This window comes from Tabrizicola sp. T74 (assembly GCF_057219935.1).
Genome location: NZ_JBXVVT010000005.1, coordinates 18,276 through 40,480, shown reverse-complemented (window position 1 = coordinate 40,480; position 22,205 = coordinate 18,276). Strand labels below are relative to the sequence as shown.

Genomic DNA, 22,205 nt, shown 5'->3' with positions numbered 1-22,205 from the left:
GGGAAAGGGTCAGGCGGCGGTGGCACGGGGGCGGAGGTACCAGTACCAGACGCGGTAGGCCTCCAGCGCGATCAGCGGGCCGAAGTGGACGAGCGCAGGCGCAACCCCACCCCAGTCGTTCAGCGCGGCCCAGTGGGCAAGCGTCAGAACGGCGGCGGCATAGGTCCAGCGCTGGAGCCATTTCCACCAGGGGCCCATCTTGCGGACAAACCAGTCATGCGAGGTGAGGGCCAGGGGCACGAAGATCAGGAAGGCGACCCAGCCGGTCCAGATGTAGAACTTGGGCAGGTCCGTGAGCACGGGGTCGAGTGCCGCCTTGTCGATCAGATAGAGGACGGTGTGCAGAAGCCCATAGCCGAAGGCCGCAACACCCAGGTAGCGGCGGTTCCGCTTCATCCACTGCGGCCCGCGCCAGCCGCGGAGTAGCATGGCCAGAGGCGTCGCCATCATCGCGACGATCAGGAACCGCGCCGAGAACTCGCCCGAGGGATGGATCATCTCGTGGATCATCGCCGCGGGGGTATCCGAGGTGAAAATCGCCACGGTCATTGCCACGCCGGGAGCCGCGAACAGCGCCCAGAGGCCGTAGGGGTACATGAGGCTTTTCAGTAGCGAGGGTGCCGGGGCGGTCTCGATGGGGCTTTGCAGGGTCATGCTGCGTTCTCCTTCCGGTGTTCGGTGGCGCGCAGGGCCAGGGTCAGGGTGACGCCTGCGGGGTCTGTCCCGGTGAGAACGCCCGAGCCTGACGATTCCGTCAGGTGAACCCTTGCGGCAGCGAAGGTGTCGGTGTCGGACGTCTCCAGCCGATAGGACAGAAGCCGGGCCGAGTTGGCAGGCGCAGGCCGCGCCCCGGGTCCGGCCCAGAGGTTCATCGCCAGACGATGGGTATAGGACGCGCCTGTTCCCATGTCGGCCATGCCGAAGTCGGGCAGGGTCAGGTTGCGGGCAAAGCCCAGGCGCTCGAACCAGGCGAGGGAAGGATCAAGCGTGGGCACATGCAGGTGCAGATGCGCGACCGTCGCGTCACGGTGCAGGGGAAGGGAGGGATCAGTGCCCTCGGCGGCCGGGAGTTCCGCGAGCAGGTCCAACCGCTCACGACCGCTGTGGGGGCGGCCGTCCGCGTCAAACATGGCGAAGCGGCCGCCGTCAAAGCTGAACCGGCCAAAGCGCTCGGGCGTCTCGAAGGCGATCTCGATGCCATGCCCATCGGGGTCGCTGATGTAGATCGCCTTGGACATCAGGTGATCGACCGGAGAGAACGGAAGGCGGAGGTCGATGAACCGCTGCATCCGGCGCGAGAATTCGGCCTGGCTCGGCATACGGAAGGCCACGTGGTACATGCCGGCGTGGCCCTTCGCGACCGGGCTGGTGGCGCCGGGTTGAAGCACTACAAGCGTCCGGTCAGGGGTGCCAAGGGCGACACCCGGTCCCGGCTCGGGGCGCCGGACGAAGCCTACGACTTCGGTCCAGAACACCTCGGCGCGGTCAAGGTCGGTGACCGACAGGGTCAGTGGGCCCCAGGTCAGCCGTTCGGGAAGGTTGTCGGCTGCGCGTTGCCGGGCAAGGGCGAGGGCGGGCGTGTCCATGTCGGTCTCCTGTTCTTGCGGGTCAGGCGCGGGGCGCGATCGGGGCCTTGCGGGCCCGGCCCCAGAGGACGAACACAGCGAGGACCACGTAGATCAGGTTGAAGGGCAGCGGCTCGAACTCGCCCCGGATGGCGTGGAACGGGATAGCCAGCGCCTGGATCGCCAGCAGGCCAGCGGCGGCCCAGACGGTCAGATGCGGCATGATGCGGGTCGCGGCGGGCAGGATCAGGCCAAGCACACCCAGCACTTCCATGATGCCGATGAAGCGCGGCAGAGCGATCGGGACTTCGGTCATCCAGACCGCGCCCATCTTGGCGGCCTCTTCCGGCGGCAGGAAGTGGAACCACGCCCCCATCGCGTAAAGGCCCGCAAGGGCGATCTGGCCCCCCCAGATGGCGATGTTCCAGCCGCGGCTGGGGGTGGCAGAGGCGGTCGAGGTCATGGTCATGGTCTGTCCCTTCGGGTTCTGGGGCATGGGCCCCGGTTTGTTGTGCCCCAAGAAATACCCGGTCCCCCGCCCCGGATCATTGGCGCGCGGGTGAAGGCTGCATTTCCTCTCAGTTGATGATCTTCGGCATTTCCGGGGGTATTGTGCGTTGATCAGCAATGTCGGCACCTATACGTTGCCTGCCGGAAAACTCGTCCCCACCCGTCGCGCGGCGTGGTTCATCAGGAGGAAATCATGGACAGCCTACTCAGCCTGCGGGTCTTTGCCGCCGTGGCCGAGGCGAAAAGCTTCGCTGCCGTTGCCGAGCGGATGGACCTGTCGGCGGCGATGACCAGCAAGCACGTCCAGCACATCGAGGCCGAGGTCGGCGCACGGCTTCTGAACCGCACCAGCCGCAGCGTCAGCCTGACCGAGGCGGGCGCGATCTATCTGCAGGCTGTGCGCCCCTTGCTGGACGGGCTGGACGAGGTGGGCGCGCGGCTGGCGCAATCGACCATCGACCCGCGCGGGACGCTGAAGATGTCTCTGCCGGTCTGGCTGGCCGAGCCCGGCTTTGTCCGTGTGCTCGCCGCCTATCGCGCGCGCTATCCCGAGGTGACCTTCGATCTCGACCTTTCCGGGCGGCAGGTGAACCTGGTCGAAGACGGCTATGACCTGGCCCTGCGGGTCAGCCCGTCGCTTGACGAGGGGCTGATCGCGCGACGGCTGGCCGATGTGACCTTCCATATCCTGGCGGCACCTGCGCTGCTGGACCGGATCGGACGCCCGCAGGAGGTCGAAGACCTGAACGGAAAACCGTTCCTCGCCTACAGTCCCATCAGCACCGGGGGGCGCGTCCGCTTTGGCCTTGGACCAAACGCCCCGGAAGTTCGCATGATCCCCGTCCTGCAGAGCGCAAACGAGACGGTGCTGTTCCAGGCGGCGCTTGAAGGCATGGGCATTGCCATCATGCCGCATCTTCCTGCCCGCGCGCATCTGGCCGCGGGTCGGCTGGAGCGGATACTGTCCGATCTGCCAGCCCCGACCGTGGCTTTGTCGGCGATCTACCCCGACCGCAGCTATCTGCCCGCCAAGACCCGCAGCTTCCTGGACTTCCTCGCCGGCCCCGAAGGCTTTGGCGGCCCGCTTGGGGCAAACTAGAGACATTCGTGGCCTGGTCGTGCCGGATCATCTCCTCGCGTGAAATCGATCATCAACGAAGCGCCTGATGATCTCCTGCAGATGAACGCCTAACTTCATCGCATCGGGACGCAAGACGCCGGAAGGCACCAGCGGAACCCGGGAAAGACTGAAACCCAACCTGATCCTCCGGTCCGCACTGCTGCGGCACCGACCGGGATCGCTCACTCGAAACCCGCCGTGCCCCGAGGGGCCGCAAAGAAAGGAAGACATCATGTTCAAGAAATCCATCCTCGCCCTGTCCCTGGTCGCCCTGACCGCTCCGTTCGCTGGCGTCGCCATGGCTGGCCAAGGTGCCGACCAGCTGGCTGCGCAGCTTGGCGTCCCCGCCGGTGCCTACAGCGTGGCCCAGATGATCCAGCTGCAGGATGCCCGCCGCGATGGCGACAAGGCTGCCGAGGCCTTCATCCTGAGCCAGGGCAATGACGGCGTCTCGCGCAGCGACAAGTCCGGTGACGCAGCGACCTCGAAAGGGGCCGAGCAGCTGGCCCGTCTGGTCGGCGTGACCCCCGGCGCCTATTCGGTCAACGAGATGATCCGCCTGCAGGACGCGATCAACGAGAACGACGTCGGCGCGATCGCTTTCATCCTGGGCGGCAGCAACGGCGGCGACACCGGAAGCGACATCGGCATCGTGACGCCCGCCAAGGCTCAGCTGGCCGCTTCGCTGGCGCTTGACCCTGCGGCGCACACCACCGCCGACCTCGTGGCCCGCTACCTCGACAGCATCAGCTGATCACCATCCCTGCAGCAGGAATAAGGGGCGCGCCGGGCAACCGACGCGCCCCAGGTCATTCCGGGATCAGGTCGTCCTTGTCCGCCGCTCGGCAAGAGCCTTGACAGTGTTCCGTTTCGCCACGCAACGCATTCGACGTTTGAAGATCGGCTCGGGGTGGACCCTGTCGCACTCCTGTAACCTTTCCGTCGCGCCACTGTAGTGATCGCCTGCTAGCCGTCCCTCAGCTCAACTGAAGGGACGTCTCTCCATGAAACCGCTTCTTGCCTCCGGTCTTTTGGCATTTGGCCTTGCTGCCGCCACGCCGCTTGTTGCCCAGGACACCATCCGTTTCGCCGTCACTGATATCGACGGCATGGAAGCGCTTCAGCGCGAGATGGGGCCGTTCGAGGCGGCCTCGGGCCTGACGGTCGAGTTCTTCCCGGTCTCGGGCCGCACGGTCGCGGTCGAGGCGATGGCGGCGGATCAGATCGACTTCGTGCTGACCGGCCCGGCGGAATATGTGGTGTTCAACGCGCGCCTTGATGCGCAACCGGTCGTGACCTGGGTCCGCCCCGACTATTATTCGACCGTCGTCGTGCTGGATTCGAGCCCGGTCAAGGCGCCTGCCGACCTGAAGGGCCAGAAGATCTCGTTCGGCGAGATCGGGTCGACCTCGCAGCACCTTGGTCCAGTCGATCTTCTTGCCCAGGCCGGCCTCACCTATGCCATGGATTACGAGCCGGTGTTCCTGAACCGCAACGTCGCGGTCGAGGCGCTGATCAAGGGCGAGATCGGCGGGATCGGCCTGAACCGCACCCATATCGACAGCATCACCGAGAAGTTCCCCGACCAGAAGTTCCGCGTCGTGGTCAAGGGCCCGCAACTGCCCGACGACATCCTCCTCGCCTCGGCCAAGGTGGCGCCCGAGGTGGTCGAGACCGTCCGGAAGACCTTCACCGACCATGGCGCCGAGATCCTGGCTGCAATCACCTCGACGGAGGAGAACGCCAAGTACATCGGCGGGACTTTCAACCCCACCGTCACCAACGCCGACTACGACGTGGTCCGCAAGATGTTCGAGAACATCGGCATCACCGAGTTCACCGAGTTCGTGGGCGAGTGACCTTCGGATGAACGCGCCTCTCCCCCCGCAGGCGCTGGCCGGTTCTGCCTTGGCAGAGCCGGTCTTGTCCGTTGCGGGTCTTGCCAAGGACTTCGCTGGTCGCAAGGTCCTGCAAGGCCTAGACTTCGCGCTGGCTCCCGGCCAGGCCACGGCGCTGATCGGGGCGAACGGGTCGGGTAAGTCGACGCTTCTGCGCTGCCTTGTCCGGCTGATCGAGCCGACCTCGGGCCAGATCCGGATGCTGGGCCGTGACGTGCCCGCCCTTGCTCCGCGCGCCTTGCGCCAGTTCCGGGCCGAGGTCGGGATCGTCTGGCAGCGCCACAACCTTGTTCCGCGCCTGTCCGCCCTGTCGAACGTCATCCACGGCGTGCAGGCCCGGATGTCCGGCCCGCGCGCCTGGGTGCAGTCCCTGGCCCCCGCCCCCGTCAGGGCCGAGGCGATGGCCTGCCTTGACCGAGTGGGCCTGGCCGACCGCGCGCTGGTCCGCGTCGACAGCCTGTCGGGCGGCCAGCAGCAGCGCGTGGCCATCGCGCGGATGCTGATGCAACGCCCGGCCTTCATCCTGGCCGACGAGCCCGACGCCAGCCTCGACCCGCAGACGGGCGAAGAGGTGATGTCGCTTCTCCTCAACCTCGTGCGCGACGATGGCCTCTCGCTCCTGGTGATCTCGCACCGGCTGGAGCACACGCTGCGCTATTCCGACCGCATCCTTGGCCTGGCTGACGGCCGCATCACCCTCGACCTGCCGACCGCCCGCGCCAATGCCGCCGGGCTGCGCCAGTTCTTCGACCACGCCGAGGCCGCATGACCACCCTTGCCCCCACCCGGTTCCAGCACCGCAGCATTGTCGAATACGCGGCGATCCTGGCCGTCCTTGCGCTGGTGGTGACGTCGGTTGCCGCCACAGCCCCGGCACCGGACAAGCTTGGTTCGGGCATCGCCCGGCTTTTCGCGCCATCGGGGATGCTGACTCAGATGTTCCCGCCGGACTTCACCCGCATTGTCCCCATCGGCTGGAAGCTTCTGGAGACCCTGCAGATGGCCGTCGCGGGCTGCTTCCTGGGGCTTCTCCTCGCGCTTCCCTTCGCGATCCTGGCAACTGACCGCCTGTCGCCGCACCCCATCGTCCGCCACGCCGCACGCGCGATCATTGCGCTGTTCCGCACCGTGCCGGACCTGGTCTGGGCGATCATCTTCATCATCATCGTGGGCCTTGGCCCCGCCGCCGGGGTCATGGCGATCATGGTCGACAAGATCGGCTTTGCCGGTCGCTTCTTCGCCGAGGCGATGGAGGAAACCGACCCCGGGCCCCAGGACGCGCTGCGGGCCATCGGGGCCAGCCGCCTTGGCATCATCGGGTCCGCCGTGATCCCGGCGTGCCTGCCGTCGTTCACCGCAACCTCCCTCTTCGCATTGGAGAAGTCGGTGCGCGGGTCCGCCGCCCTGGGCCTTGTCGGCGCGGGTGGGATTGGGGTCGACCTCAAGGTCGCCTTCGACCTTTTCAACTACGACGAAGCGCTGGCCATCATCCTGATGATGCTCGCGCTCGTCATCGCCGTGGAACAGGGGTCCGGCTGGATCCGAAGGAAGCTGATATGAACCACATGCTGACCGACACCGCGCATCTCTACTGGAACGCCGAATGGCAGAAGGCCGACGGCACCTCGCCCTGGGCGATGCCGGAACCCTGGGTGATCGACCATGCCAGCACCTTGCCCCACGGCTCGCGCATTCTGGACCTTGGTGCCGGGATCGGCCGCCATGCGCTCGCCTTTGCCGAAACGGGCCATCAGGTCACCGCGCTTGATGCGTCCGAGGCCGCGACCTCGGCGATCGCTGCCGCTGCCTTCGCCAAGGGTCTGACGATTGACACCGTGCAGGCCCCGATGACCGATCTGCCGTTTCCGACTGCAAGCTTCGACCACGTCCTCGCCTGGAACGTCATCTACCACGGGGACGAAAGCGTCGTCCGCCGCACGATGGCGGAAATCGCCCGCGTCCTGCGACCCGGCGGCACGTTCATGGCGACGATGCTTTCGGCCCGTCGCCTGCCCGTTGAACAGGCCAAGGCCAAGGGCCGCGAGATCAGCCGCAATACCTGGGTGTTCGAAGGCCCGGGTGACAAGATCCACCCGCACTACTTCTGCACCGCGCCTGACCTTCTGTCGCTGATGTGGGGGTTCGAGGTCTTTACCCTCTTCGACCGGCCGCATGAAAAGCCCGGCTCCTGGCACTGGCACCTTCTGGCCGAGCGTCTGGCATGACCGCCGAGCTTATCGAAGGCGCCCGCGTCATCCTGGAGGACCGGGTTGAGGTAACCTCGGTCCGGATCGAGGCTGGCCGCATCACTGGCATCGATGTCGCGCGTGACGGGGCTCTGGTCATTCCGGCAAAGGGCCGCACCCTTGCTGCGGCCTTTGTCGATGTCCACGGCGACGCGTTCGAGCGGCAGATCATGCCGCGCCCGGGCGTGATGATCCCGGTCGAGATCGCCCTTCTGGAGACCGACCGCCAGCTTGCGGCGAACGGGATCGCCACCGCCTACCATGCCCTGACCCTGTCGTGGGAGCCCGGCCTGCGCAGCGTAGACACCGGCTGGCAGGTTGTCCGCGCGTTGCAGGCTCTGCGCCCGCGCCTGACCGTCGAGAACCGACTGCAACTGCGGTGGGAGACCTTCTGTCACGAGGCGGAACCGCTGATCGCCCAGGTGTTGTCCGGCCCGGACCGCCCGGCGCTGGCGTTCAACGACCACACGACCTCGATGCTACTGCACTATGACATCCCAGTGCAGGGCCGGCCCTTCGATCAGGTCGCGGACTATCCTGTGACGGCCTTCGACGATCCCCGCTTCCTGAAGAAGATGGCCGACCAGGCCCGTCGCGCCCGTGTCTCGACCGAGGAGTATGTGGCGCTGCTGACCTCGGTCTGGCAGCGTCGGCCAGATGTCCCCGCACACATCGCCCGCATGGCTGCGCTGGCCCGGGCGCAACAGGCGCCGATGCTGTCCCACGACGACAGCCAGGCCGAGACCCGCGCCTACTACCGCGGACTTGGGGCGTCGGTCGCCGAGTTCCCGATGCATGAGCGCGTCTTCCTTGCCGCGCGAGAGGCGGGCGATCCCATCGTCCTTGGCGCGCCGAACGCGATGCGGGGCGGCAGCCATCTGGGTAGCCCGGGCGCGGCTGACATGATCGCGCGAGGTCTCTGCGATATCCTTGCGTCGGACTATTTCTACCCGGCGATGCTGGGGGCGATGGTCCGACTGCATGCCGACCGCGTGGCGCCCTTGTCCGCGCTCTGGAAGCTTGTCTCGCTCAACCCGGCCCGCGCCATGGGCCTGACCGACCGTGGCCGCATCGCCCCCGGCCAGCGCGCCGACCTGCTTCTGCTCGACTGGCCCGAAGGCCAGGCCCCGGCCGCCTTGCGCACCTGGGTCGCGGGCCGCGCTGGCTATTCCGCCCTGCCTTTCGCTCCCCAGCCCGAACCCGCCCTCTGAGGTACGCCACATGTTCGACGCACTCGCCAACTTCGACCAGCTTCCCGCCGCGCCGCAGGTCGATTTCACCTATGCCCATCCCGGACAGTCGCTGTTCCGCCGCAGCCTGATCCGCGCGGTCGAGGCGCTGACCGGCCAGCCCAAGCTCCGGCGGCTGTATCTGGACTGGGCCTGGGGCGACAACCTGCCCGGCGTGCCGGTCTTCGCGGCGGCGCTTCGGCAGCTGAACATCAGGCCGCATGTCGCCGCCGGACAGGCCAATCTGCAGAAGGTCGCATCCAGCGGCGGCCTGCTTCTGGTGGCGAACCATCCCTTCGGCGTGGTCGACGGGCTGACCATCGGCCATCTGGGGATGCAGCTGCGCGGCAACGTCCGCATCCTGACGAACAGCCTCCTCTGCCGGGTGCCCGAGGTCGACCCCTACCTTCTGCCGGTGGATTTCTCCGGCACGCCCGAAGCGCGCCGCCTGACCGCCGAAACCCGCCGCCGCGCGGCCGAGCTGCTTGCGGCCGGTAAGGTCGTCGCGGTCTTTCCGGCGGGAGGGGTGGCCACGGCGAACAAGCCCTTGACCGGGCGCGCGGTGGATTCGCCGTGGCATCCCTTTGTGGGGCGTCTGGCGACGATCCCCGGCGTCACCACCCTGCCGGTGCATTTCGCGGGCCAGAACTCGCGTCTGTTCCAGATCGCCAGCCACACCTCTTACCCCTTGCGCGTTGCGCTGATCTTCCATGAGACCCGGCGCAGGATGGGCCACCCGGTCGAGATGCGGATCGGCTCGCCCGTGTCCGCCGCAGACCTGGCCCACCTGGACCGCGACAAGATCGCCGCCGATCTGCGCCGCCGCTGCATGGAACTGGCCGGCCCGGCGCTGAAAAACCCGGATGAAACCTACGTCTGGCCTCGCCATGTGAAGTGGTAGCGTCACACAAGCTTCATTCAGCCTTGTGATGTCTGTCACAAAGGCCCGCTAGGACCGTCCCAGAGCAAGGCGAAGGGATGACCTATGCTGGATGTGCAGGGCGTGACGCGGATGTTCGGCCAGAAGGCCGCCGTCGACAACATCAGCTTCCAGATCGACCGCCCGGCCTTTATTGGCATCATCGGCCGCTCCGGCGCGGGGAAGTCCACCTTCCTGCGCATGATGAACCGGCTTCTCGACGCGACCTCGGGCGAGATTCGCGTCGATGGCCGCAACGTCCTTGCCCTGAAGGGTGCCGAGGCCCGCGCTTGGCAGTCGCACTGCGCGATGATCTTCCAGCAGTTCAACCTGGTGCCCCGCTTGGATGTCGCCTCGAACGTCCTCCACGGCATCCTGAACCGTCGCTCCACCCTGCAGACCATGTTCAACCTCTGGCCGCGGGCCGACATCCTGAAGGCGCTTGAGATCCTGGACCGTCTTGGCATCAGCGAACAGGCCACCAAACGGGCCGAGGCGCTGTCGGGCGGCCAGCAGCAGCGCGTGGCGATCGCCCGGGCGCTCATGCAGGACCCTAAGATCATCCTGGCGGACGAGCCCATCGCTTCGCTCGACCCGATGAACGCGCAGGTCGTGATGGACACGCTGAAGCGCATCAACGTGGAAGACGGCCGCATGGTCATCGCCAACCTCCACACGCTCGACACCGCGCGCCGTTACTGCGACCGCGTCATCGGCATGCGTGACGGCCGCATCGTCTTTGACGGCACCCCCGACCAGCTTTCGACCCAGGTCGCCCGCGACATCTATGGCGCGGACGAATCCTTCAACGAGGCCGCTACTTCGACCTCGATCCCCGCCGACACCACAGCAGACCGCTCCTACGCGGACCTCATGCTGTCGTGACCCGCCCACAAGTTTTCACGGCCATCCCGGCCACAACCTTCATGGAGCTCCCATGCAAAAGCTGCTGACTGCAACCGCCCTCGTCGCGCTGACGGCCACCTCGGCCCTCGCGCAAGAGATCACCGAATTCAACATCGGCATCCTCGGCGGCGAAAACGCCCAGGACCGCCTCGCCTCGACCGAGTGCCTGCGCGTCAAGACCGAGGAACTGCTTGGCGTTCCGGTCAAGCTCTTCACCCCGGCCGACTATGACGGCGTGATCCAGGGCCTCCTCGGCGGCACGCTCGACTATGCCTGGCTTGGCGCATCCGCCTACGCCAAGGTCTACCTGACCAACCCGGAAGCGGTCGACGTGGTCCTGACCAAGCAGAACACCGACGGCACCACCGGCTACTTCTCTATCGGCTTCGCCAAGGCCGATTCGGGCATCAACTCGATGGACGACGTCAAGGGCAAGGTCTTCGCCTTCGCCGACCCGAACTCGGCCTCGGGCTATCTGATCCCGGCCGCCGAGCTGACCGAAAAGTATGGCAAGCTGGAAGACTACTTCGGCGAAGTGAAGATGTCCGGCGGGCACGAGCAGACCATCGTCGGCGTTGCCAACGGCGACTTCGAAGCGGGCGTGTCCTGGGCCGATGGCCTTGGCAACTGGGAAGACGGCTTCACTTCGGGTGCCTTCCGCAAGGCGGTTGATGCCGGCCTTGTCGACATGAGCACGATGAAGGAAATCTGGCGGTCCAAGCCGATCCCGGAAGGCCCGATGGTGCTGCGCCGCGAACTGCCGCAGGACGTCAAGGACAAGATGGTCGCGATGCTCGACACGATGTGGGCCGATGATCCGGAGTGCGCCTACAACGTCGCTGCGGGCGAGGCCAAGGACTTTGTCCCGGTCACGCACGACCAGTACCTCGGCGTGATCGCCGCCCGTAAGCTGCAGGAAGGCATGTAAGCCATCCTCCGCCGGACCCCGCACTCGCCGGGGTCCGGCCTTTTCATATCCGGAACACCCCATGGTCGATGTCGCCTTCGGACCAGAGCAGGGCCAACGCCCCGATCGGTCCAATCCCCGTGAAGCCTACCTCGACATGGTCCGCCGCAAGCGGATGTACGGGGGCATTCTGCTGGTGCTCTTCATCGCGCTCATGTCTTCGGGCTGGTGGCTGGCGGACGAACGCAACGCCGGCGGCTTCTGGGGTGGGTTGCACCAGACCTTCGACTTTCCCTCTGAAGTTCTTTCCGAAGCGTGGGAAAAGCGTGCCAACCTGCCATCCGTCTTTATCGAGCATGTTCCGGCGCTGATCGAAACGCTGAACATCGCCGCCGTGGCCACGCTTTTGGGTGCGCTGGCTGCCATGTCGCTGTCGCTGCTGGCCACCCGCGGCCTCGCCCGCTGGCCCCGCCTGATCCCTGTCTTCCGCCGCACGATGGACGGCCTGCGTGCCATCCCCGAAATCGTCATAGCACTGGTCCTGATCTACATCCTCGGCGGTGGCCCGGTCCCCGCCGTCATCGCCATCGCGCTCCACACCGGCGGCGCCTTGGGCAAGCTCTTCTCGGAAGTCGCCGAAAACGCCGACCTTAAGCCGATCGAAGGCCTGCAGTCCGTCGGCGCCAACTGGTCGCAGCGCATGTGGCTGGGCGTGATCCCGCAGGTGGCCCCCAACTGGCTGTCCTATGCGCTATTGCGGTTCGAGATCAACGTCCGTGCCAGCGCGATCCTCGGCTTCGTCGGCGAAGGTGGCATCGGCCATGACCTGAAGCTGGCGATGCAATGGGGTCAGGGCAGCTATGACAAGGTCGTGGCGATCTTTGCCCTCCTGTTCCTCGCCATCGTGGTGATTGACCGCATCTCGGACCACTACCGCCACAAGCTGGTGAAGGGCCACTGACATGACCGCTGCAATGCTTTCGCCCGCGCCTGTCGATACCGTGACCCAAAGCTTCGCCCGGCGCACCCGGCTGGCCTTCGCGATCCCGGCGGCGATCCTGGCCTACCTGATCTACGCCGCGATCAGCTTTGACCTTGCGGGACTTGCCCAACGCGCCCGCTTTGACAATGCCGCGATCCTTCTCGGCGACTTCTGGTCGCACAAGACCCATGTCACCCGCGACAACCGGACCGGCACCCTTGAAGTTGCCATCGAAGGCGAGACCAAGGGCACCTACCCCGAGGGCATGTTGCCCGACTGGGTCAAGACCGATGGCAGCACCACGACGATCGACCTCGGCACCGGCCATGTCGTCACTTATGACGATCAGGGCGCGCGCATGGTCGTTCCCGGCTACGGCACCATCGATATCCGCCCTGAAGGCGGCAAGCCGGTGATCACTGCGCCCGAGCCGATCCCCGACTGGATTGCGGTGTCTGAGAACCGGGTGTCCGTGACCACCGACGCCGGGCGTTTCAACTACTCGCGCGCCAAGGTCGAAACCTTCCGCTACCAGGCCGGCTGGGAGCTGTGGTTCTTCACCCTCGACAGCCCGTTCTACGGCAAGGGTTTCGGCGAACTGATCTCGCTTGCCACCGCTGGCGACCGGATCGATCCGGACCGCTCGAACCTTGGGTACATGGTCTCCGAATTCTGGACCAACAAGATGTGGCGGCACGGCGATGTGGCCTGGGCGATCTTCGAGACGATCCTGATGGCCTTCCTTGGCACGATGACGGCGGCGATCGTGGCCCTGCCCCTGGGCTTCCTTGCGGCGCGGAACTTCATGCCGCTTGGCCCCCTGCGTTTCGCCGTGCGTCGGTTCTTCGACTTCATCCGCGGGGTGGACGGCCTGATCTGGACCATCATCCTGAGCCGCGCCTTTGGCCCCGGCCCGATGACCGGCGCCATCGCGATTGCCATCACGGACGCAGGCACCTTCGGCAAGACCTTCTCCGAGGCGCTGGAGAACATCGACGAGAAACAGGTCGAGGGCGTCCAGTCGACCGGCGCAAACTCTCTGCAACGCGCCCGCTTTGGCGTCATCCCGCAGATCACGCCGGTTCTCCTGTCCCAGATCCTTTATTACCTTGAATCAAACACCCGCAGCGCCACCGTCATCGGTGCCATTGTCGGCGGCGGGATCGGCCTCCTCTTGACCCAGGCGATCATCACCCAGAAGGACTGGGAGGAAGTCGCCTACTACATGGTCCTGATCGTTCTCATGGTGATGCTGATGGACAGCCTGTCGGGCTGGCTGCGCCGCAAGCTTATCAAGGGCGACTGATGCCGAAGCTTTCCCCGACCGAGCCTTACGTCCATCCCGGCTGCCAGATCGTCAATTCCACCTTCGGCGCTTACTGTGAAGTCGGCGAAGGCAGTCGCGTGCTGAACTCGACCTTCGAGGACTACGCCTATTGCGACCGGCTTTCGGACATCGCAAACACGACTGTGGGCAAGTTCGCCAACATCGCCGCGATGACCCGCATCGGGCCGACAGATCACCCGATGGACCATGCCAGTCTGCACCATTTCCTCTATCGGTCGGCCTACTATTGGGACGATGTCGCGGATGACGCAGACTTCATGGCCCACCGCGCCAGCCGTCGCACCGTGATCGGGCCGGATACCTGGCTGGGTCACGGCGTCATCGTGAAGCCCGAGGTGACCATCGGCGCCGGGGCCGTCATCGCGTCTGGCGCCGTCGTGACCAAGGACGTGCCACCCTACATGATCGTGGCGGGACTTCCGGCCCAGCCCATGCGCCCCCGCTTTGCTCCGGGCATCGCCGACCGCCTGATGGCGCTGGCCTGGTGGGACTGGAGCCACGACCGGCTGCGGGCAGCACTGCTCGACTTCCGGTCCCTGAAGGCCGAGGCGTTCCTGGAGAAGTATCACGGCTGATCGGCGACGGTCAGCGTCACCCTTTCGCCCGCGAACCAGGTCGTACCAAGTTCCACCGGCACGCCCTTGGGGTCCACGTTCACCGCCACCGTCCGCATCACCGGCGCGCCCGGCCGCACCATCAGCGATACGGCCAGCACCGGGTCAGCCAGCTCTGCCGTCAGCCGCGTCTCGGCGCGGGTGTAGTCCGTCAGCCCCATGGCCGCGAGTGCCCGGGTGATCGATCCAGTCTCGCGGACCTTTTCCAGCAGCCCCGGAAACCGCGCTGCCGGGAAGATCGACCGAAAGGCGGCAACCGGCTGTCCATCGGCCAAAGACACGCCTTCAACCACCAGAACCGGCTCTCCAGCCTTCAGTCGCAAGCCACGCGCCTCGGACGCATCGCTGGCCCGGGTCTCGGACCGGCTGATCCGGCGCGAGGGTGTCTGCCCGGCAGCCAGCACATTCTGGTGGAACCGCACCCGACGGCCGAGCGGATAGTCGGTCGGCCGCGGCGCCACGAAGACCCCCGCCCCTTGCCGGGAATGGACCAGTCCCTGCTCGGCCAACGCTGCAAGGGCATGGCGCACCGTGTGCCGGTTCACCCCGAACCGCGCGGCCAACGCAGCCTCAGTCGGCAGCCGTGCACCGGGCCGGTAGTGGCCCGCCGCGATCTCCTCGGTCAGGGTGGCCGCGATGGCGGACCAGATGGCTTCCTTCAAGCGCTTCTCCTGTCATGAAAAATTCACAACTCTCCGGTTGGCCGCCGGCCTTCCGTCGCGTATGATTTGTATAGTTGTATAGGATACTAGACAACCCCTTGAACCTGTCGAGATGCCGATGACCGACGCCACCCCGATTGATCGCAAGTCCTGGATGGCCACCCTGGCCAAGGCCCCACCCGCGCGCCTTGCAGCGCTGTTCCCCGACTTGCCGCCGCATCACATCCTTCGCCAGCCCGAGATCGGTGCGGTCATGGTTCGGGGTCGGGTCGGGGCGACAGGGGCCGCGTTCAACCTGGGCGAGATGACGGTGACCCGCGCCTCGGTCCGTCTGGAAACCGGCGAGGTCGGCCATGCTTGGGTGCAGGGTCGCGACAAGGCCCATGCGCTACGGGCGGCGGCGTTGGATGCGCTGATGCAGACCGCCCGGGCCGACGACCTGACAGCGCAAGTCCTTCACCCCCTGCAAGCCGAGGCCGAGGCCTCGCGCTCTGCCCGCGCCGCCAAGGCCGCGGCCACCAAGGTCGACTTCTTCACCATGGTCCGGGGAGAGGACAAATGATCGCTACCCAACCGAACGACGCCCTTGAAGGCGGCTTCACGGAAGGACCCGTCCAGTCCGCCCGCGCCTTCCGCGAAATCCTGGAGGCGATGGCGCGTCCCGGCACGATCCGCCGCGTTCAGGGGGCAAGGCCGCCCGAGCCGCTGTCCAAGGCCGCAGGCACCGCACTCCTCGTCCTGACCGACCCGACGACGCGCCTGCACCTCGCGGGCCGCGCCGATTGCGCGTCCGTCCGCGACTGGGTGGCCTTCCACATCGGCGCGCCACTGACCACGGCCGAGGACGCTGACTTTGCAGTGGGTACCTGGGATGCGCTGCAGCCCGTCACCCGCTTCAGGATCGGCCAGCCGGACTATCCCGACCGCTCGGCCACGCTGATCGTCGAATGCGACCGGCTGGTGAACCACGGCCCGGCCCTGACCGGCCCGGGAGTCGAGACGGCAACGTGGCTGAACCTGCCGGAAACCGCCGCCTTCCGCGCCAACCGGGCGCTGTTCCCCTTGGGCTTCGACACGCTTTTCACCGCCGGCGACCGCATCGCCGGTCTGCCAAGGTCCACCCGCGTGGAGGCAATCTGATGTATGTGGCCGTCAAGGGTGGCGAACGCGCCATCGACAATGCGCACCAGTGGCTCGCCGAGGAGCGGCGGGGCGACACGACCGTCCCCGAACTGACCATCCCGCAGATCCGTGAACAGATGGCTCTGGCCGTCAACCGCGTCATGGCCGAAGGCTCGCTCTACGACCCCGACCTTGCGGCGCTTGCGATCAAGCAGGCGCGGGGTGACCTGATCGAGGCGGTATTTCTGATCCGCGCCTACCGGACCACGCTCCCGCGCCTTGCAGGCTCTCGGCCTGTGGATACTGGGGCGATGGCGGTCGACCGGCGCATATCGGCGACGTTCAAGGATTTGCCCGGTGGCCAGGTGCTGGGACCGACCTTCGATTACACCCACCGCCTTCTGGACTTCACCCTGATGGCGGACGGCGGGGCCCCGGTCGCCCGCGACCTGCCCGTCGAGACGCCGCTGCCCCGCGTCCCCCATGTCACCAGCTTCCTCAATCGAGACGGTCTGATCGAGACCGCCGAGGCGTCCGACGCCACGCCCCCCGACCTGACCCGCGAACCGATGGAGCTGCCCGCCGACCGGACGCTCCGCCTGCAAGCTCTGACCCGGGGGGACGAGGGCTTTGTCCTTTCGATGGCCTACTCCACCCAGCGCGGCTATGGTCGGACCCACGCCTTCGTGGGCGAACTGCGCATCGGCACTGTTGCGGTCGAGGTGGACATCCCCGAGCTTGGCTTCGCCGTCGAGATCGGCGAGGTCGAGCTGACGGAATGCGAGACGGTCAACCAGTTCAAGGGCTCGAAGACCGAGCCCCCGCAGTTCACCCGGGGCTATGGCCTGGTCATGGGCCAGTCCGAACGCAAGGCCATCGCGATGTCCCTCGTCGACCGCGCCCTGCGCTGGCAGGAACTGGGCGAGGATTTCACCGGTGCCCCCGCGCAGGACGAGGAATTTGTCCTGATGCACTGCGACAACATCCAGGCGACCGGGTTCTTGGAGCATATCAAGCTGCCGCACTACGTCGACTTCCAGGCCGAACTGGAACTGGTCCGCAAGCTGCGGAGTGAGGCCATGGCGATGCAGGAGGCGGCAGAATGAGGCTAGTCGCCCCCGCCTCCGCCGCCGTCACCTCCATCGCCGGACCAGCTGTCATTTGCATCGGGTCGGCGACCATCACCCTTCTGCGCTGCACCGGCATCAACAGAAGGCACAATGCCGGCGGAGTCGTCGCGCCTCTTTCGATCAGGTTTGGACACCCATGCCGCAATCAGCATGACCAGAACCAGAAGGACCGTGGCGACAAGAGCAACCGTGGCGAAGCTGGGCATGACAGCTCCGCAGCGTGTGACCTTTTCCTAGAATTGGGGCGACTGAAGTGACCGATCAAGCCTACAACTTCGCCTATCTCGACGAACAGACCAAGCGGATGATCCGCCGCGCGATCCTGAAGGGCATCGCCGTGCCGGGATACCAGGTCCCCTTCGCCAGCCGCGAGATGCCGATGCCCTATGGCTGGGGCACGGGCGGGGTGCAGGTGACGGCGGCCTGCCTTGTCCCCGAGGACCGGCTGAAGGTCATCGACCAGGGCGCGGACGATACCACCAACGCGGTCAGCATCCGCCGCTTCTTCCAGCGCACTGCCGGTGTGGACGTGACCGAAGCCACACCCGAGGCGACCGTCATCCAGACCCGCCACCGAATCCCCGAGACGCCGCTCAAGGCGGGACAGATCCTCGTCTATCAGGTCCCGATCCCCGAACCCCTGCGCTTCCTCGAACCGCGTGAGACGGAGACGCGGAAGATGCATGAGCTGGAAGAATACGGCCTCATGCATGTGAAACTGTACGAGGACATCGCCCGCCACGGCCAGATCGCGACCTCGTACGCCTATCCGGTCAAGGTCGAGGGCCGCTATGTGATGGACCCCTCGCCGATCCCCAAGTTCGACAACCCCAAGCTCTCGGGCAACCCGGCGATCCAGCTGTTCGGCGCGGGGCGAGAGCAGCGGATTTACGCCCTGCCGCCCTGGACCGATGCCGTCAGCCTCGACTTCGACGACCACCCGTTCGTGACCTCGAAGGCCCCGCACGACTGCGATCTCTGCGGCGCCAAGGACAGCTACCTGGACGAGGTGATCACCGACGATCAGGGCGGGCGGATGTTCGTCTGTTCCGACACGGATTTCTGCGCCGGACGGCGGGCGCGGGGCATGAAGGGGCGGCTCTGGGCGCCCGAACCGGAGGGGGCGGAATGACGCTGCTGGAAAAGCTTGTGGCCACCGACCAGCCGCTCCTTAAGGTCGAGGGGCTGACCAAACGCTATGGCCCCCGTATCGGCTGCCTTGATGTCAGCTTCGACCTTTACCCCGGTGAGGTCCTGGGGATCGTCGGCGAAAGCGGCTCGGGCAAGTCTACGTTGCTGTCCTGCCTTGCCGGCCACCAGCGGCCCGATCTGGGCCGGATCGCCTATGATGGGCGCGACGTGCTGGCGATGTCGGAAACCGAGCGCCGCCGCCTTGGCCGTACCGACTGGGCCTATGTTCACCAGAACCCGCGCGATGGCTTGCGGATGGGCGTCTCGGCGGGCGGGAACGTGGGCGAGCGCCTGATGGCCGTCGGCGCGCGGCACTACGGCGAGATTCGCGGCAAGGCCACCGACTGGCTGGGCCGGGTCGAGATCGCGGCGGACCGGATCGACGACCGGCCCTCTGCCTTCTCCGGCGGGATGCAGCAGCGCCTGCAGATCGCGCGGAACCTCGTAACCTCGCCCCGACTTGTGTTCATGGACGAACCCACGGGAGGCCTTGATGTCAGCGTGCAGGCACGGCTTCTGGACCTGCTCCGCGGGCTGGCCCGCGACCTTGGCCTGTCGGTCATCATCGTCACCCACGACCTGGCCGTCGTCCGCCTGCTCGCGCACCGACTGATGGTGATGAAATCGGGCCGCGTGGTGGAACAGGGCCTGACCGACCAAGTGCTGGACGATCCGCAGCACGCCTACACGCAACTCCTCGTCTCGTCCGTCCTTCAGGTGTAACCCCATGATCCGCATCGAGAACCTGTCGAAGTCCTTCACGCTTCACAACCAGGGCGGCACGGTGATACCGGTCATGGGCGGCGCGGCCCTGAGCGTCAGTCCCGGGGAGTGTGTCGGCCTCACCGGCCAGTCGGGCGCGGGGAAATCCACCCTCATGCGGATGGTCTACGGCAACTATCTGACCGCCGGCGGCCGCCTGATGGTCGGCGACACCGACGTCGCCACGGCCGAGCCGCGCGAGATCATTGCGCTGCGCCGCCAAACGCTGGGCTACGTCAGCCAATTCCTGCGCGTCGTCCCCCGCGTCCCCACGCTTGACGTCGTTGCCGAGCCGCTCCTCGCCTTGGGCGCTCCGGCAGACGAAGCCCGCGACCGCGCGGCCCAACTCCTTCAGCGCCTGAACATCCCGGAACGCCTCTGGACCCTGTCGCCCACCACCTTCTCGGGCGGGGAGCAGCAGCGGGTCAACATCGCCCGCGGCTTCGCCCATGCCTATCCCGCGCTCCTTCTGGATGAACCCACAGCCAGCCTTGATGCCGCCAACCGCGAGGTCGTCCTGACCCTGATCGAGGAAGCCAAGGCGCGCGGCGCGGCAATCCTGGGCATCTTCCACGACGAAGGCGCGCGGACGCGGGTCTGCGACCGGCTGGTCGACGTGACCGGTTTCACGCCGAGGGTTGCGGCATGATCTTCGCCATTGTCGGCCCATCTGGTGCCGGGAAGGACACGCTGATCCGGGGGGCACTTGCGTCCCGACCCGACTTGCGCCTGGTCCGCCGCGTCATCACCCGCCCGACCGAGGCCGGGGGCGAGGACTTCGACGGTGTCACGCCCGACGCCTTTGCTGCCCGCAAGGCTCGGGGCGACTTCGCCTTGGCCTGGGAGGCGCACGGCCTGTCCTACGGCATTCCGATCGATCAGGTTACCGGCCCCGGCGACCTGATCTTCAACGGCAGCCGCGCTGCCCTGCCTGTCGCTGTCCGGGTCTTCCCGGGTCTGCGCGTGATCCTGGTCACGGCCCCCGACATCATCCTTGCCGCCCGCCTGGCCGCGCGCGGCCGCGAAACCGCGACGGACATCCGCGACCGTCTGTCCCGCGCCAGTTTCGAGATGCCAAAGGGCATTGCCTTCCAGACCGTGATCAACGACGCCAGCCTGCAATTGGGCGTCGCCCGCTTTCTGGCCGCTCTTCAGCCGGTCAGCGCATAGCGGTGCAGAAGATGGAACCGGCCCGCTGCATCCTCGCCGAACAGGCACAGGTCCTCGATTGCGAAGGGGCGCGGCAGGACCGGGGCAAAATACGCCTCCAGCGCCGCGCGGACCGGGTCGGGTTGCTCCAGCCGGTCGGTCAGCGTCAGGTGGAAGCGAAACTCTTCCATCACATGCGGATAGCCCCAGCGGTCCAGAAGCTCACGCTGGCGGGGCGACAGCCGGTCGGGGCGGCGGCGCGCGATCTCGGCTTCGGTCAGGGGCGCGCGGAGGTCGTTCGTGCCCTCGACCACTGCCGCGCCAAGCGCGAGAAGTGCTGCCTCGCAGCCCGTGGGCGTCAGCGCGATGAAACCGTCCAGAACCTCCAGCCGCAGACCATCGCATGTGACAGGAGCGAGGCGACCAGCCAAGTCGGCAACCGTGTCGCGGATCATCGCCTCATCCACCCCTTCCGCCGGACGAAACGGCGCGCGGATCGTGCCGTGAAAGCCGTAACGGCGTGGTTCTGCCGTGATGTCGCGCGGATCGCCGATCCCGGGAAGCACCGGCTGCGGCAGGTCGCGGTCGTTACCCGGCTCGCGACCCAGCCATTCATTGGCGCGGAAGGCAAAGGCCCCTTCGCGGGGCGCGTAATAGACGGCGTAGCGTTTCATCTGGTCCATGCGCGGCGGGGTAGCCGGGATTTGTCACACGCACGTGACGGTCAGATGTCACCAGAGGCCAGCACGAATTCGCCTGCAAGACCCAAGAGGACGACATGCCCCGCGACACCATTCTAGCCAACGCCACCCTGGTCCTGCCGAATGAGACCCTGCGCGGGCAGGTGCGCGTCGTCGACGGACGCATTGCGGACATCGCCGAGGGGTCCGAGGTGCCGCCAGGGGCCGAGGATTGCGGCGGCGACCTTCTGGTGCCGGGTCTGATCGAGCTGCACACCGACAACCTGGAACGTCATATCGAGCCGCGCCCCAAGGTCGACTGGCCCCATGCCGCCGCGATCATCGCGCATGACGCGGAACTCGCCAGCGTTGGCATCACCACCGTCTTCGATGCGCTGCGGGTTGGGTCGGTCGTTTCCAACGCCAAGGCGAACTACGGCGAATATGCGCGTGTCCTTGCCGATGAAATCCTGGGCCTGCGGGCCGAAGGCGCGCTGAAGATCAGCCATTTCCTGCACCTGCGCGCCGAGGTCTGTTCCGAAACCCTGATCCAGGAGCTGGACAAGTTCGGCCCCGAGGACCGGATCGGCATCGTCAGCCTGATGGACCACACCCCCGGCGCGCGGCAGTTCCGCGATCTGTCCAAGCTGAAGGATTACTATGTCGGCAAGCACGGCATCTCGGATGCGGACTGGGAGACCCACGTCGCCAGTCAACGCGCGCTGAAGGACCGGTTCGGCGAGGTGCATGAAGCCGCCGCCGTCGCCGCCGCGCGCCGCTATGGCGCGGTGCTGGCCAGCCACGACGACACCGAGGCCAGTCATGTCGCCCGCTCGGCCGAACACGGCGCGCAGTTTGCCGAGTTCCCCACGACGGTCGAAGCGGCGCAGGCCTGCACCGACCACGGCATCAAGGTGATGATGGGCGCTCCGAACCTGATCCGGGGCGGCAGCCATTCCGGCAACGTCGCGGCGCGCGAGCTGGCTGAGGCCGACCTTTTGGACATCGTGTCGTCGGACTACGTGCCGTCATCGCTCCTGTCCGCCGCGCTGATGCTGGGGGACCTGTGGGGTGACGTCTCGCGCGGGATCGCCACGGTTACCATTGCCCCAGCAGAAGCCGTTGGGCTTTCAGACAGGGGAAGGATTGAACTGGAAGCACGGGCAGACCTGGTCAGGGTTGCACGGATCGGGACCGCGGGAGCCCTGCGCGGTGTCTGGGTTCAGGGGCAAAGGGTGGCGTAGGGCGACAATTCGAGAACGCGC

The 22,205-nt window shown here is 66.6% G+C and carries 27 protein-coding genes; 21 read left to right on the top strand and 6 right to left on the bottom strand.

The features are described 5' to 3' along the window. Nucleotides 1–9 precede the first annotated feature (9 nt). The 3 genes from AC2EAL_RS14910 to AC2EAL_RS14900 are packed head-to-tail and all read right to left on the bottom strand — an operon-like array spanning nucleotide 10 to nucleotide 2,034. A complete protein-coding gene (locus AC2EAL_RS14910) occupies nucleotides 10–654 on the bottom strand; it encodes a protein-methionine-sulfoxide reductase heme-binding subunit MsrQ (protein WP_484725028.1) in 645 nt (214 codons plus the stop codon). Further along, complete coding sequence (locus AC2EAL_RS14905) at nucleotides 651–1,586, bottom strand: VOC family protein (RefSeq protein WP_484725027.1); 936 nt, start codon at nucleotides 1,584–1,586, stop codon at nucleotides 651–653. The genes AC2EAL_RS14910 and AC2EAL_RS14905 overlap by 4 nt, the downstream gene beginning before the upstream one ends. Nucleotides 1,587–1,608: 22 nt before the next feature. Next, nucleotides 1,609–2,034, bottom strand: coding sequence for a DoxX family protein (locus AC2EAL_RS14900; RefSeq protein ID WP_484725026.1), 426 nt, complete (start codon nucleotides 2,032–2,034; stop codon nucleotides 1,609–1,611). A gap of 234 nt (nucleotides 2,035–2,268) precedes the next feature. Here AC2EAL_RS14900 and AC2EAL_RS14895 point away from each other — a divergent pair, with 234 nt between their 5' ends. From AC2EAL_RS14895 to AC2EAL_RS14835, 13 genes are all read left to right on the top strand, one after another. Further along, nucleotides 2,269–3,174: a LysR family transcriptional regulator gene (locus AC2EAL_RS14895; protein ID WP_484725025.1), complete on the top strand. Its 906-nt coding sequence runs from the start codon at nucleotides 2,269–2,271 to the stop codon at nucleotides 3,172–3,174. Between the two features lie 253 nt (nucleotides 3,175–3,427). Further along, nucleotides 3,428–3,949 (top strand): hypothetical protein, encoded by a 522-nt coding sequence (locus tag AC2EAL_RS14890; RefSeq protein WP_484725024.1) that lies wholly within the window; start codon nucleotides 3,428–3,430, stop codon nucleotides 3,947–3,949. Nucleotides 3,950–4,199: 250 nt separating this feature from the next. Next, on the top strand, nucleotides 4,200–5,054 hold the full coding sequence (locus tag AC2EAL_RS14885; RefSeq protein WP_484725023.1) for a PhnD/SsuA/transferrin family substrate-binding protein: 855 nt from the start codon (nucleotides 4,200–4,202) through the stop codon (nucleotides 5,052–5,054). Between the two features lie 7 nt (nucleotides 5,055–5,061). Then, the gene (locus AC2EAL_RS14880; protein ID WP_484725022.1) at nucleotides 5,062–5,862 is read left to right on the top strand and encodes a phosphonate ABC transporter ATP-binding protein; all 801 of its coding nucleotides are present in this window, start codon (nucleotides 5,062–5,064) and stop codon (nucleotides 5,860–5,862) included. Beyond that, a complete protein-coding gene (gene phnE, locus AC2EAL_RS14875; protein WP_484725021.1) occupies nucleotides 5,859–6,653 on the top strand; it encodes a phosphonate ABC transporter, permease protein PhnE in 795 nt (264 codons plus the stop codon). The genes AC2EAL_RS14880 and phnE (AC2EAL_RS14875) overlap by 4 nt, the downstream gene beginning before the upstream one ends. Continuing rightward, entirely contained in the window at nucleotides 6,650–7,318 is a 669-nt protein-coding gene (locus AC2EAL_RS14870; RefSeq protein WP_484725020.1) for a class I SAM-dependent methyltransferase, read from the top strand. The genes phnE (AC2EAL_RS14875) and AC2EAL_RS14870 overlap by 4 nt, the downstream gene beginning before the upstream one ends. Further along, nucleotides 7,315–8,550, top strand: a complete 1,236-nt coding sequence (locus tag AC2EAL_RS14865; protein WP_484725019.1) for an alpha-D-ribose 1-methylphosphonate 5-triphosphate diphosphatase — start codon at nucleotides 7,315–7,317, stop codon at nucleotides 8,548–8,550. The genes AC2EAL_RS14870 and AC2EAL_RS14865 overlap by 4 nt, the downstream gene beginning before the upstream one ends. Before the next feature lie 10 nt (nucleotides 8,551–8,560). Then, nucleotides 8,561–9,469, top strand: a complete 909-nt coding sequence (locus AC2EAL_RS14860) for a lysophospholipid acyltransferase family protein (RefSeq protein ID WP_484725018.1) — start codon at nucleotides 8,561–8,563, stop codon at nucleotides 9,467–9,469. An 84-nt stretch (nucleotides 9,470–9,553) separates the two neighbouring features. Next, nucleotides 9,554–10,372 carry a phosphonate ABC transporter ATP-binding protein gene (gene phnC, locus AC2EAL_RS14855; protein ID WP_484725017.1) on the top strand — a complete coding sequence of 273 codons (819 nt, stop codon included), beginning with the start codon at nucleotides 9,554–9,556 and terminating at the stop codon, nucleotides 10,370–10,372. Nucleotides 10,373–10,424: 52 nt separating this feature from the next. Then, complete coding sequence (gene phnD, locus AC2EAL_RS14850; protein ID WP_484725016.1) at nucleotides 10,425–11,321, top strand: phosphonate ABC transporter substrate-binding protein; 897 nt, start codon at nucleotides 10,425–10,427, stop codon at nucleotides 11,319–11,321. Between the two features lie 61 nt (nucleotides 11,322–11,382). Further along, complete coding sequence (phnE, locus tag AC2EAL_RS14845; protein WP_484725015.1) at nucleotides 11,383–12,261, top strand: phosphonate ABC transporter, permease protein PhnE; 879 nt, start codon at nucleotides 11,383–11,385, stop codon at nucleotides 12,259–12,261. A 1-nt stretch (nucleotide 12,262) separates the two neighbouring features. Continuing rightward, the gene (phnE, locus tag AC2EAL_RS14840) at nucleotides 12,263–13,588 is read left to right on the top strand and encodes a phosphonate ABC transporter, permease protein PhnE (RefSeq protein WP_484725014.1); all 1,326 of its coding nucleotides are present in this window, start codon (nucleotides 12,263–12,265) and stop codon (nucleotides 13,586–13,588) included. Beyond that, nucleotides 13,588–14,205, top strand: coding sequence for an LbetaH domain-containing protein (locus AC2EAL_RS14835; protein WP_484725013.1), 618 nt, complete (start codon nucleotides 13,588–13,590; stop codon nucleotides 14,203–14,205). The genes phnE (AC2EAL_RS14840) and AC2EAL_RS14835 overlap by 1 nt, the downstream gene beginning before the upstream one ends. Here AC2EAL_RS14835 and phnF read toward each other — a convergent pair. After that, nucleotides 14,196–14,906 carry a phosphonate metabolism transcriptional regulator PhnF gene (phnF, locus tag AC2EAL_RS14830; protein WP_484725012.1) on the bottom strand — a complete coding sequence of 237 codons (711 nt, stop codon included), beginning with the start codon at nucleotides 14,904–14,906 and terminating at the stop codon, nucleotides 14,196–14,198. The two genes, AC2EAL_RS14835 and phnF, sit on opposite strands and share 10 nt — an antisense overlap. A 112-nt stretch (nucleotides 14,907–15,018) precedes the next feature. Here phnF and phnG point away from each other — a divergent pair, with 112 nt between their 5' ends. From phnG to AC2EAL_RS14815, 3 genes are read left to right on the top strand one after another with little or no spacing between them, the layout of a single operon-like run. Continuing rightward, nucleotides 15,019–15,468 (top strand): phosphonate C-P lyase system protein PhnG, encoded by a 450-nt coding sequence (phnG, locus tag AC2EAL_RS14825; protein ID WP_484725011.1) that lies wholly within the window; start codon nucleotides 15,019–15,021, stop codon nucleotides 15,466–15,468. Then, the gene (phnH, locus tag AC2EAL_RS14820) at nucleotides 15,465–16,046 is read left to right on the top strand and encodes a phosphonate C-P lyase system protein PhnH (protein WP_484725010.1); all 582 of its coding nucleotides are present in this window, start codon (nucleotides 15,465–15,467) and stop codon (nucleotides 16,044–16,046) included. The genes phnG and phnH overlap by 4 nt, the downstream gene beginning before the upstream one ends. After that, nucleotides 16,046–17,134 (top strand): carbon-phosphorus lyase complex subunit, encoded by a 1,089-nt coding sequence (locus AC2EAL_RS14815; protein WP_484725009.1) that lies wholly within the window; start codon nucleotides 16,046–16,048, stop codon nucleotides 17,132–17,134. Before phnH ends, AC2EAL_RS14815 begins: the two co-directional genes overlap by 1 nt. A 2-nt stretch (nucleotides 17,135–17,136) precedes the next feature. Here the strand turns inward: AC2EAL_RS14815 and AC2EAL_RS14810 are convergent, their stop codons facing one another. Beyond that, entirely contained in the window at nucleotides 17,137–17,364 is a 228-nt protein-coding gene (locus AC2EAL_RS14810; protein ID WP_484725008.1) for a hypothetical protein, read from the bottom strand. A gap of 47 nt (nucleotides 17,365–17,411) precedes the next feature. Here AC2EAL_RS14810 and AC2EAL_RS14805 point away from each other — a divergent pair, with 47 nt between their 5' ends. The 4 genes from AC2EAL_RS14805 to phnN are packed head-to-tail and all read left to right on the top strand — an operon-like array spanning nucleotide 17,412 to nucleotide 20,281. Continuing rightward, a complete protein-coding gene (locus AC2EAL_RS14805) occupies nucleotides 17,412–18,290 on the top strand; it encodes an alpha-D-ribose 1-methylphosphonate 5-phosphate C-P-lyase PhnJ (protein WP_484725007.1) in 879 nt (292 codons plus the stop codon). Continuing rightward, nucleotides 18,287–19,072: a phosphonate C-P lyase system protein PhnK gene (phnK, locus tag AC2EAL_RS14800; protein WP_484725006.1), complete on the top strand. Its 786-nt coding sequence runs from the start codon at nucleotides 18,287–18,289 to the stop codon at nucleotides 19,070–19,072. Before AC2EAL_RS14805 ends, phnK begins: the two co-directional genes overlap by 4 nt. A gap of 4 nt (nucleotides 19,073–19,076) precedes the next feature. Further along, nucleotides 19,077–19,760, top strand: coding sequence for a phosphonate C-P lyase system protein PhnL (gene phnL, locus AC2EAL_RS14795; RefSeq protein ID WP_484725005.1), 684 nt, complete (start codon nucleotides 19,077–19,079; stop codon nucleotides 19,758–19,760). Then, complete coding sequence (phnN, locus tag AC2EAL_RS14790; RefSeq protein WP_484725004.1) at nucleotides 19,757–20,281, top strand: phosphonate metabolism protein/1,5-bisphosphokinase (PRPP-forming) PhnN; 525 nt, start codon at nucleotides 19,757–19,759, stop codon at nucleotides 20,279–20,281. Before phnL ends, phnN begins: the two co-directional genes overlap by 4 nt. On the opposite strand, the gene AC2EAL_RS14785 is transcribed toward phnN, so the two are convergent. Next, entirely contained in the window at nucleotides 20,263–20,934 is a 672-nt protein-coding gene (locus AC2EAL_RS14785) for a DUF1045 domain-containing protein (protein WP_484725003.1), read from the bottom strand. The two genes, phnN and AC2EAL_RS14785, sit on opposite strands and share 19 nt — an antisense overlap. Nucleotides 20,935–21,038: 104 nt before the next feature. Here AC2EAL_RS14785 and AC2EAL_RS14780 point away from each other — a divergent pair, with 104 nt between their 5' ends. Further along, the gene (locus AC2EAL_RS14780) at nucleotides 21,039–22,184 is read left to right on the top strand and encodes an alpha-D-ribose 1-methylphosphonate 5-triphosphate diphosphatase (RefSeq protein WP_484725002.1); all 1,146 of its coding nucleotides are present in this window, start codon (nucleotides 21,039–21,041) and stop codon (nucleotides 22,182–22,184) included. Nucleotides 22,185–22,205 lie beyond the last annotated feature (21 nt).

What these genes read in the sequence shown, in the direction of transcription:
- AC2EAL_RS14910 (WP_484725028.1), bottom strand. Translation starts at nt 654, where the DNA reads ATGACCCTGCAAAGCCCCATCGAGACCGCCCCGGCACCCTCGCTACTG.
- AC2EAL_RS14905 (WP_484725027.1), bottom strand. Translation starts at nt 1,586, where the DNA reads ATGGACACGCCCGCCCTCGCCCTTGCCCGGCAACGCGCAGCCGACAAC.
- AC2EAL_RS14900 (WP_484725026.1), bottom strand. Translation starts at nt 2,034, where the DNA reads ATGACCATGACCTCGACCGCCTCTGCCACCCCCAGCCGCGGCTGGAAC.
- AC2EAL_RS14895 (WP_484725025.1), top strand. Translation starts at nt 2,269, where the DNA reads ATGGACAGCCTACTCAGCCTGCGGGTCTTTGCCGCCGTGGCCGAGGCG.
- AC2EAL_RS14890 (WP_484725024.1), top strand. Translation starts at nt 3,428, where the DNA reads ATGTTCAAGAAATCCATCCTCGCCCTGTCCCTGGTCGCCCTGACCGCT.
- AC2EAL_RS14885 (WP_484725023.1), top strand. Translation starts at nt 4,200, where the DNA reads ATGAAACCGCTTCTTGCCTCCGGTCTTTTGGCATTTGGCCTTGCTGCC.
- AC2EAL_RS14880 (WP_484725022.1), top strand. Translation starts at nt 5,062, where the DNA reads ATGAACGCGCCTCTCCCCCCGCAGGCGCTGGCCGGTTCTGCCTTGGCA.
- phnE (WP_484725021.1), top strand. Translation starts at nt 5,859, where the DNA reads ATGACCACCCTTGCCCCCACCCGGTTCCAGCACCGCAGCATTGTCGAA.
- AC2EAL_RS14870 (WP_484725020.1), top strand. Translation starts at nt 6,650, where the DNA reads ATGAACCACATGCTGACCGACACCGCGCATCTCTACTGGAACGCCGAA.
- AC2EAL_RS14865 (WP_484725019.1), top strand. Translation starts at nt 7,315, where the DNA reads ATGACCGCCGAGCTTATCGAAGGCGCCCGCGTCATCCTGGAGGACCGG.
- AC2EAL_RS14860 (WP_484725018.1), top strand. Translation starts at nt 8,561, where the DNA reads ATGTTCGACGCACTCGCCAACTTCGACCAGCTTCCCGCCGCGCCGCAG.
- phnC (WP_484725017.1), top strand. Translation starts at nt 9,554, where the DNA reads ATGCTGGATGTGCAGGGCGTGACGCGGATGTTCGGCCAGAAGGCCGCC.
- phnD (WP_484725016.1), top strand. Translation starts at nt 10,425, where the DNA reads ATGCAAAAGCTGCTGACTGCAACCGCCCTCGTCGCGCTGACGGCCACC.
- phnE (WP_484725015.1), top strand. Translation starts at nt 11,383, where the DNA reads ATGGTCGATGTCGCCTTCGGACCAGAGCAGGGCCAACGCCCCGATCGG.
- phnE (WP_484725014.1), top strand. Translation starts at nt 12,263, where the DNA reads ATGACCGCTGCAATGCTTTCGCCCGCGCCTGTCGATACCGTGACCCAA.
- AC2EAL_RS14835 (WP_484725013.1), top strand. Translation starts at nt 13,588, where the DNA reads ATGCCGAAGCTTTCCCCGACCGAGCCTTACGTCCATCCCGGCTGCCAG.
- phnG (WP_484725011.1), top strand. Translation starts at nt 15,019, where the DNA reads ATGCCGATGACCGACGCCACCCCGATTGATCGCAAGTCCTGGATGGCC.
- phnH (WP_484725010.1), top strand. Translation starts at nt 15,465, where the DNA reads ATGATCGCTACCCAACCGAACGACGCCCTTGAAGGCGGCTTCACGGAA.
- AC2EAL_RS14815 (WP_484725009.1), top strand. Translation starts at nt 16,046, where the DNA reads ATGTATGTGGCCGTCAAGGGTGGCGAACGCGCCATCGACAATGCGCAC.
- AC2EAL_RS14810 (WP_484725008.1), bottom strand. Translation starts at nt 17,364, where the DNA reads ATGCCCAGCTTCGCCACGGTTGCTCTTGTCGCCACGGTCCTTCTGGTT.
- phnK (WP_484725006.1), top strand. Translation starts at nt 18,287, where the DNA reads ATGACGCTGCTGGAAAAGCTTGTGGCCACCGACCAGCCGCTCCTTAAG.
- phnL (WP_484725005.1), top strand. Translation starts at nt 19,077, where the DNA reads ATGATCCGCATCGAGAACCTGTCGAAGTCCTTCACGCTTCACAACCAG.
- phnN (WP_484725004.1), top strand. Translation starts at nt 19,757, where the DNA reads ATGATCTTCGCCATTGTCGGCCCATCTGGTGCCGGGAAGGACACGCTG.
- AC2EAL_RS14785 (WP_484725003.1), bottom strand. Translation starts at nt 20,934, where the DNA reads ATGAAACGCTACGCCGTCTATTACGCGCCCCGCGAAGGGGCCTTTGCC.
- AC2EAL_RS14780 (WP_484725002.1), top strand. Translation starts at nt 21,039, where the DNA reads ATGCCCCGCGACACCATTCTAGCCAACGCCACCCTGGTCCTGCCGAAT.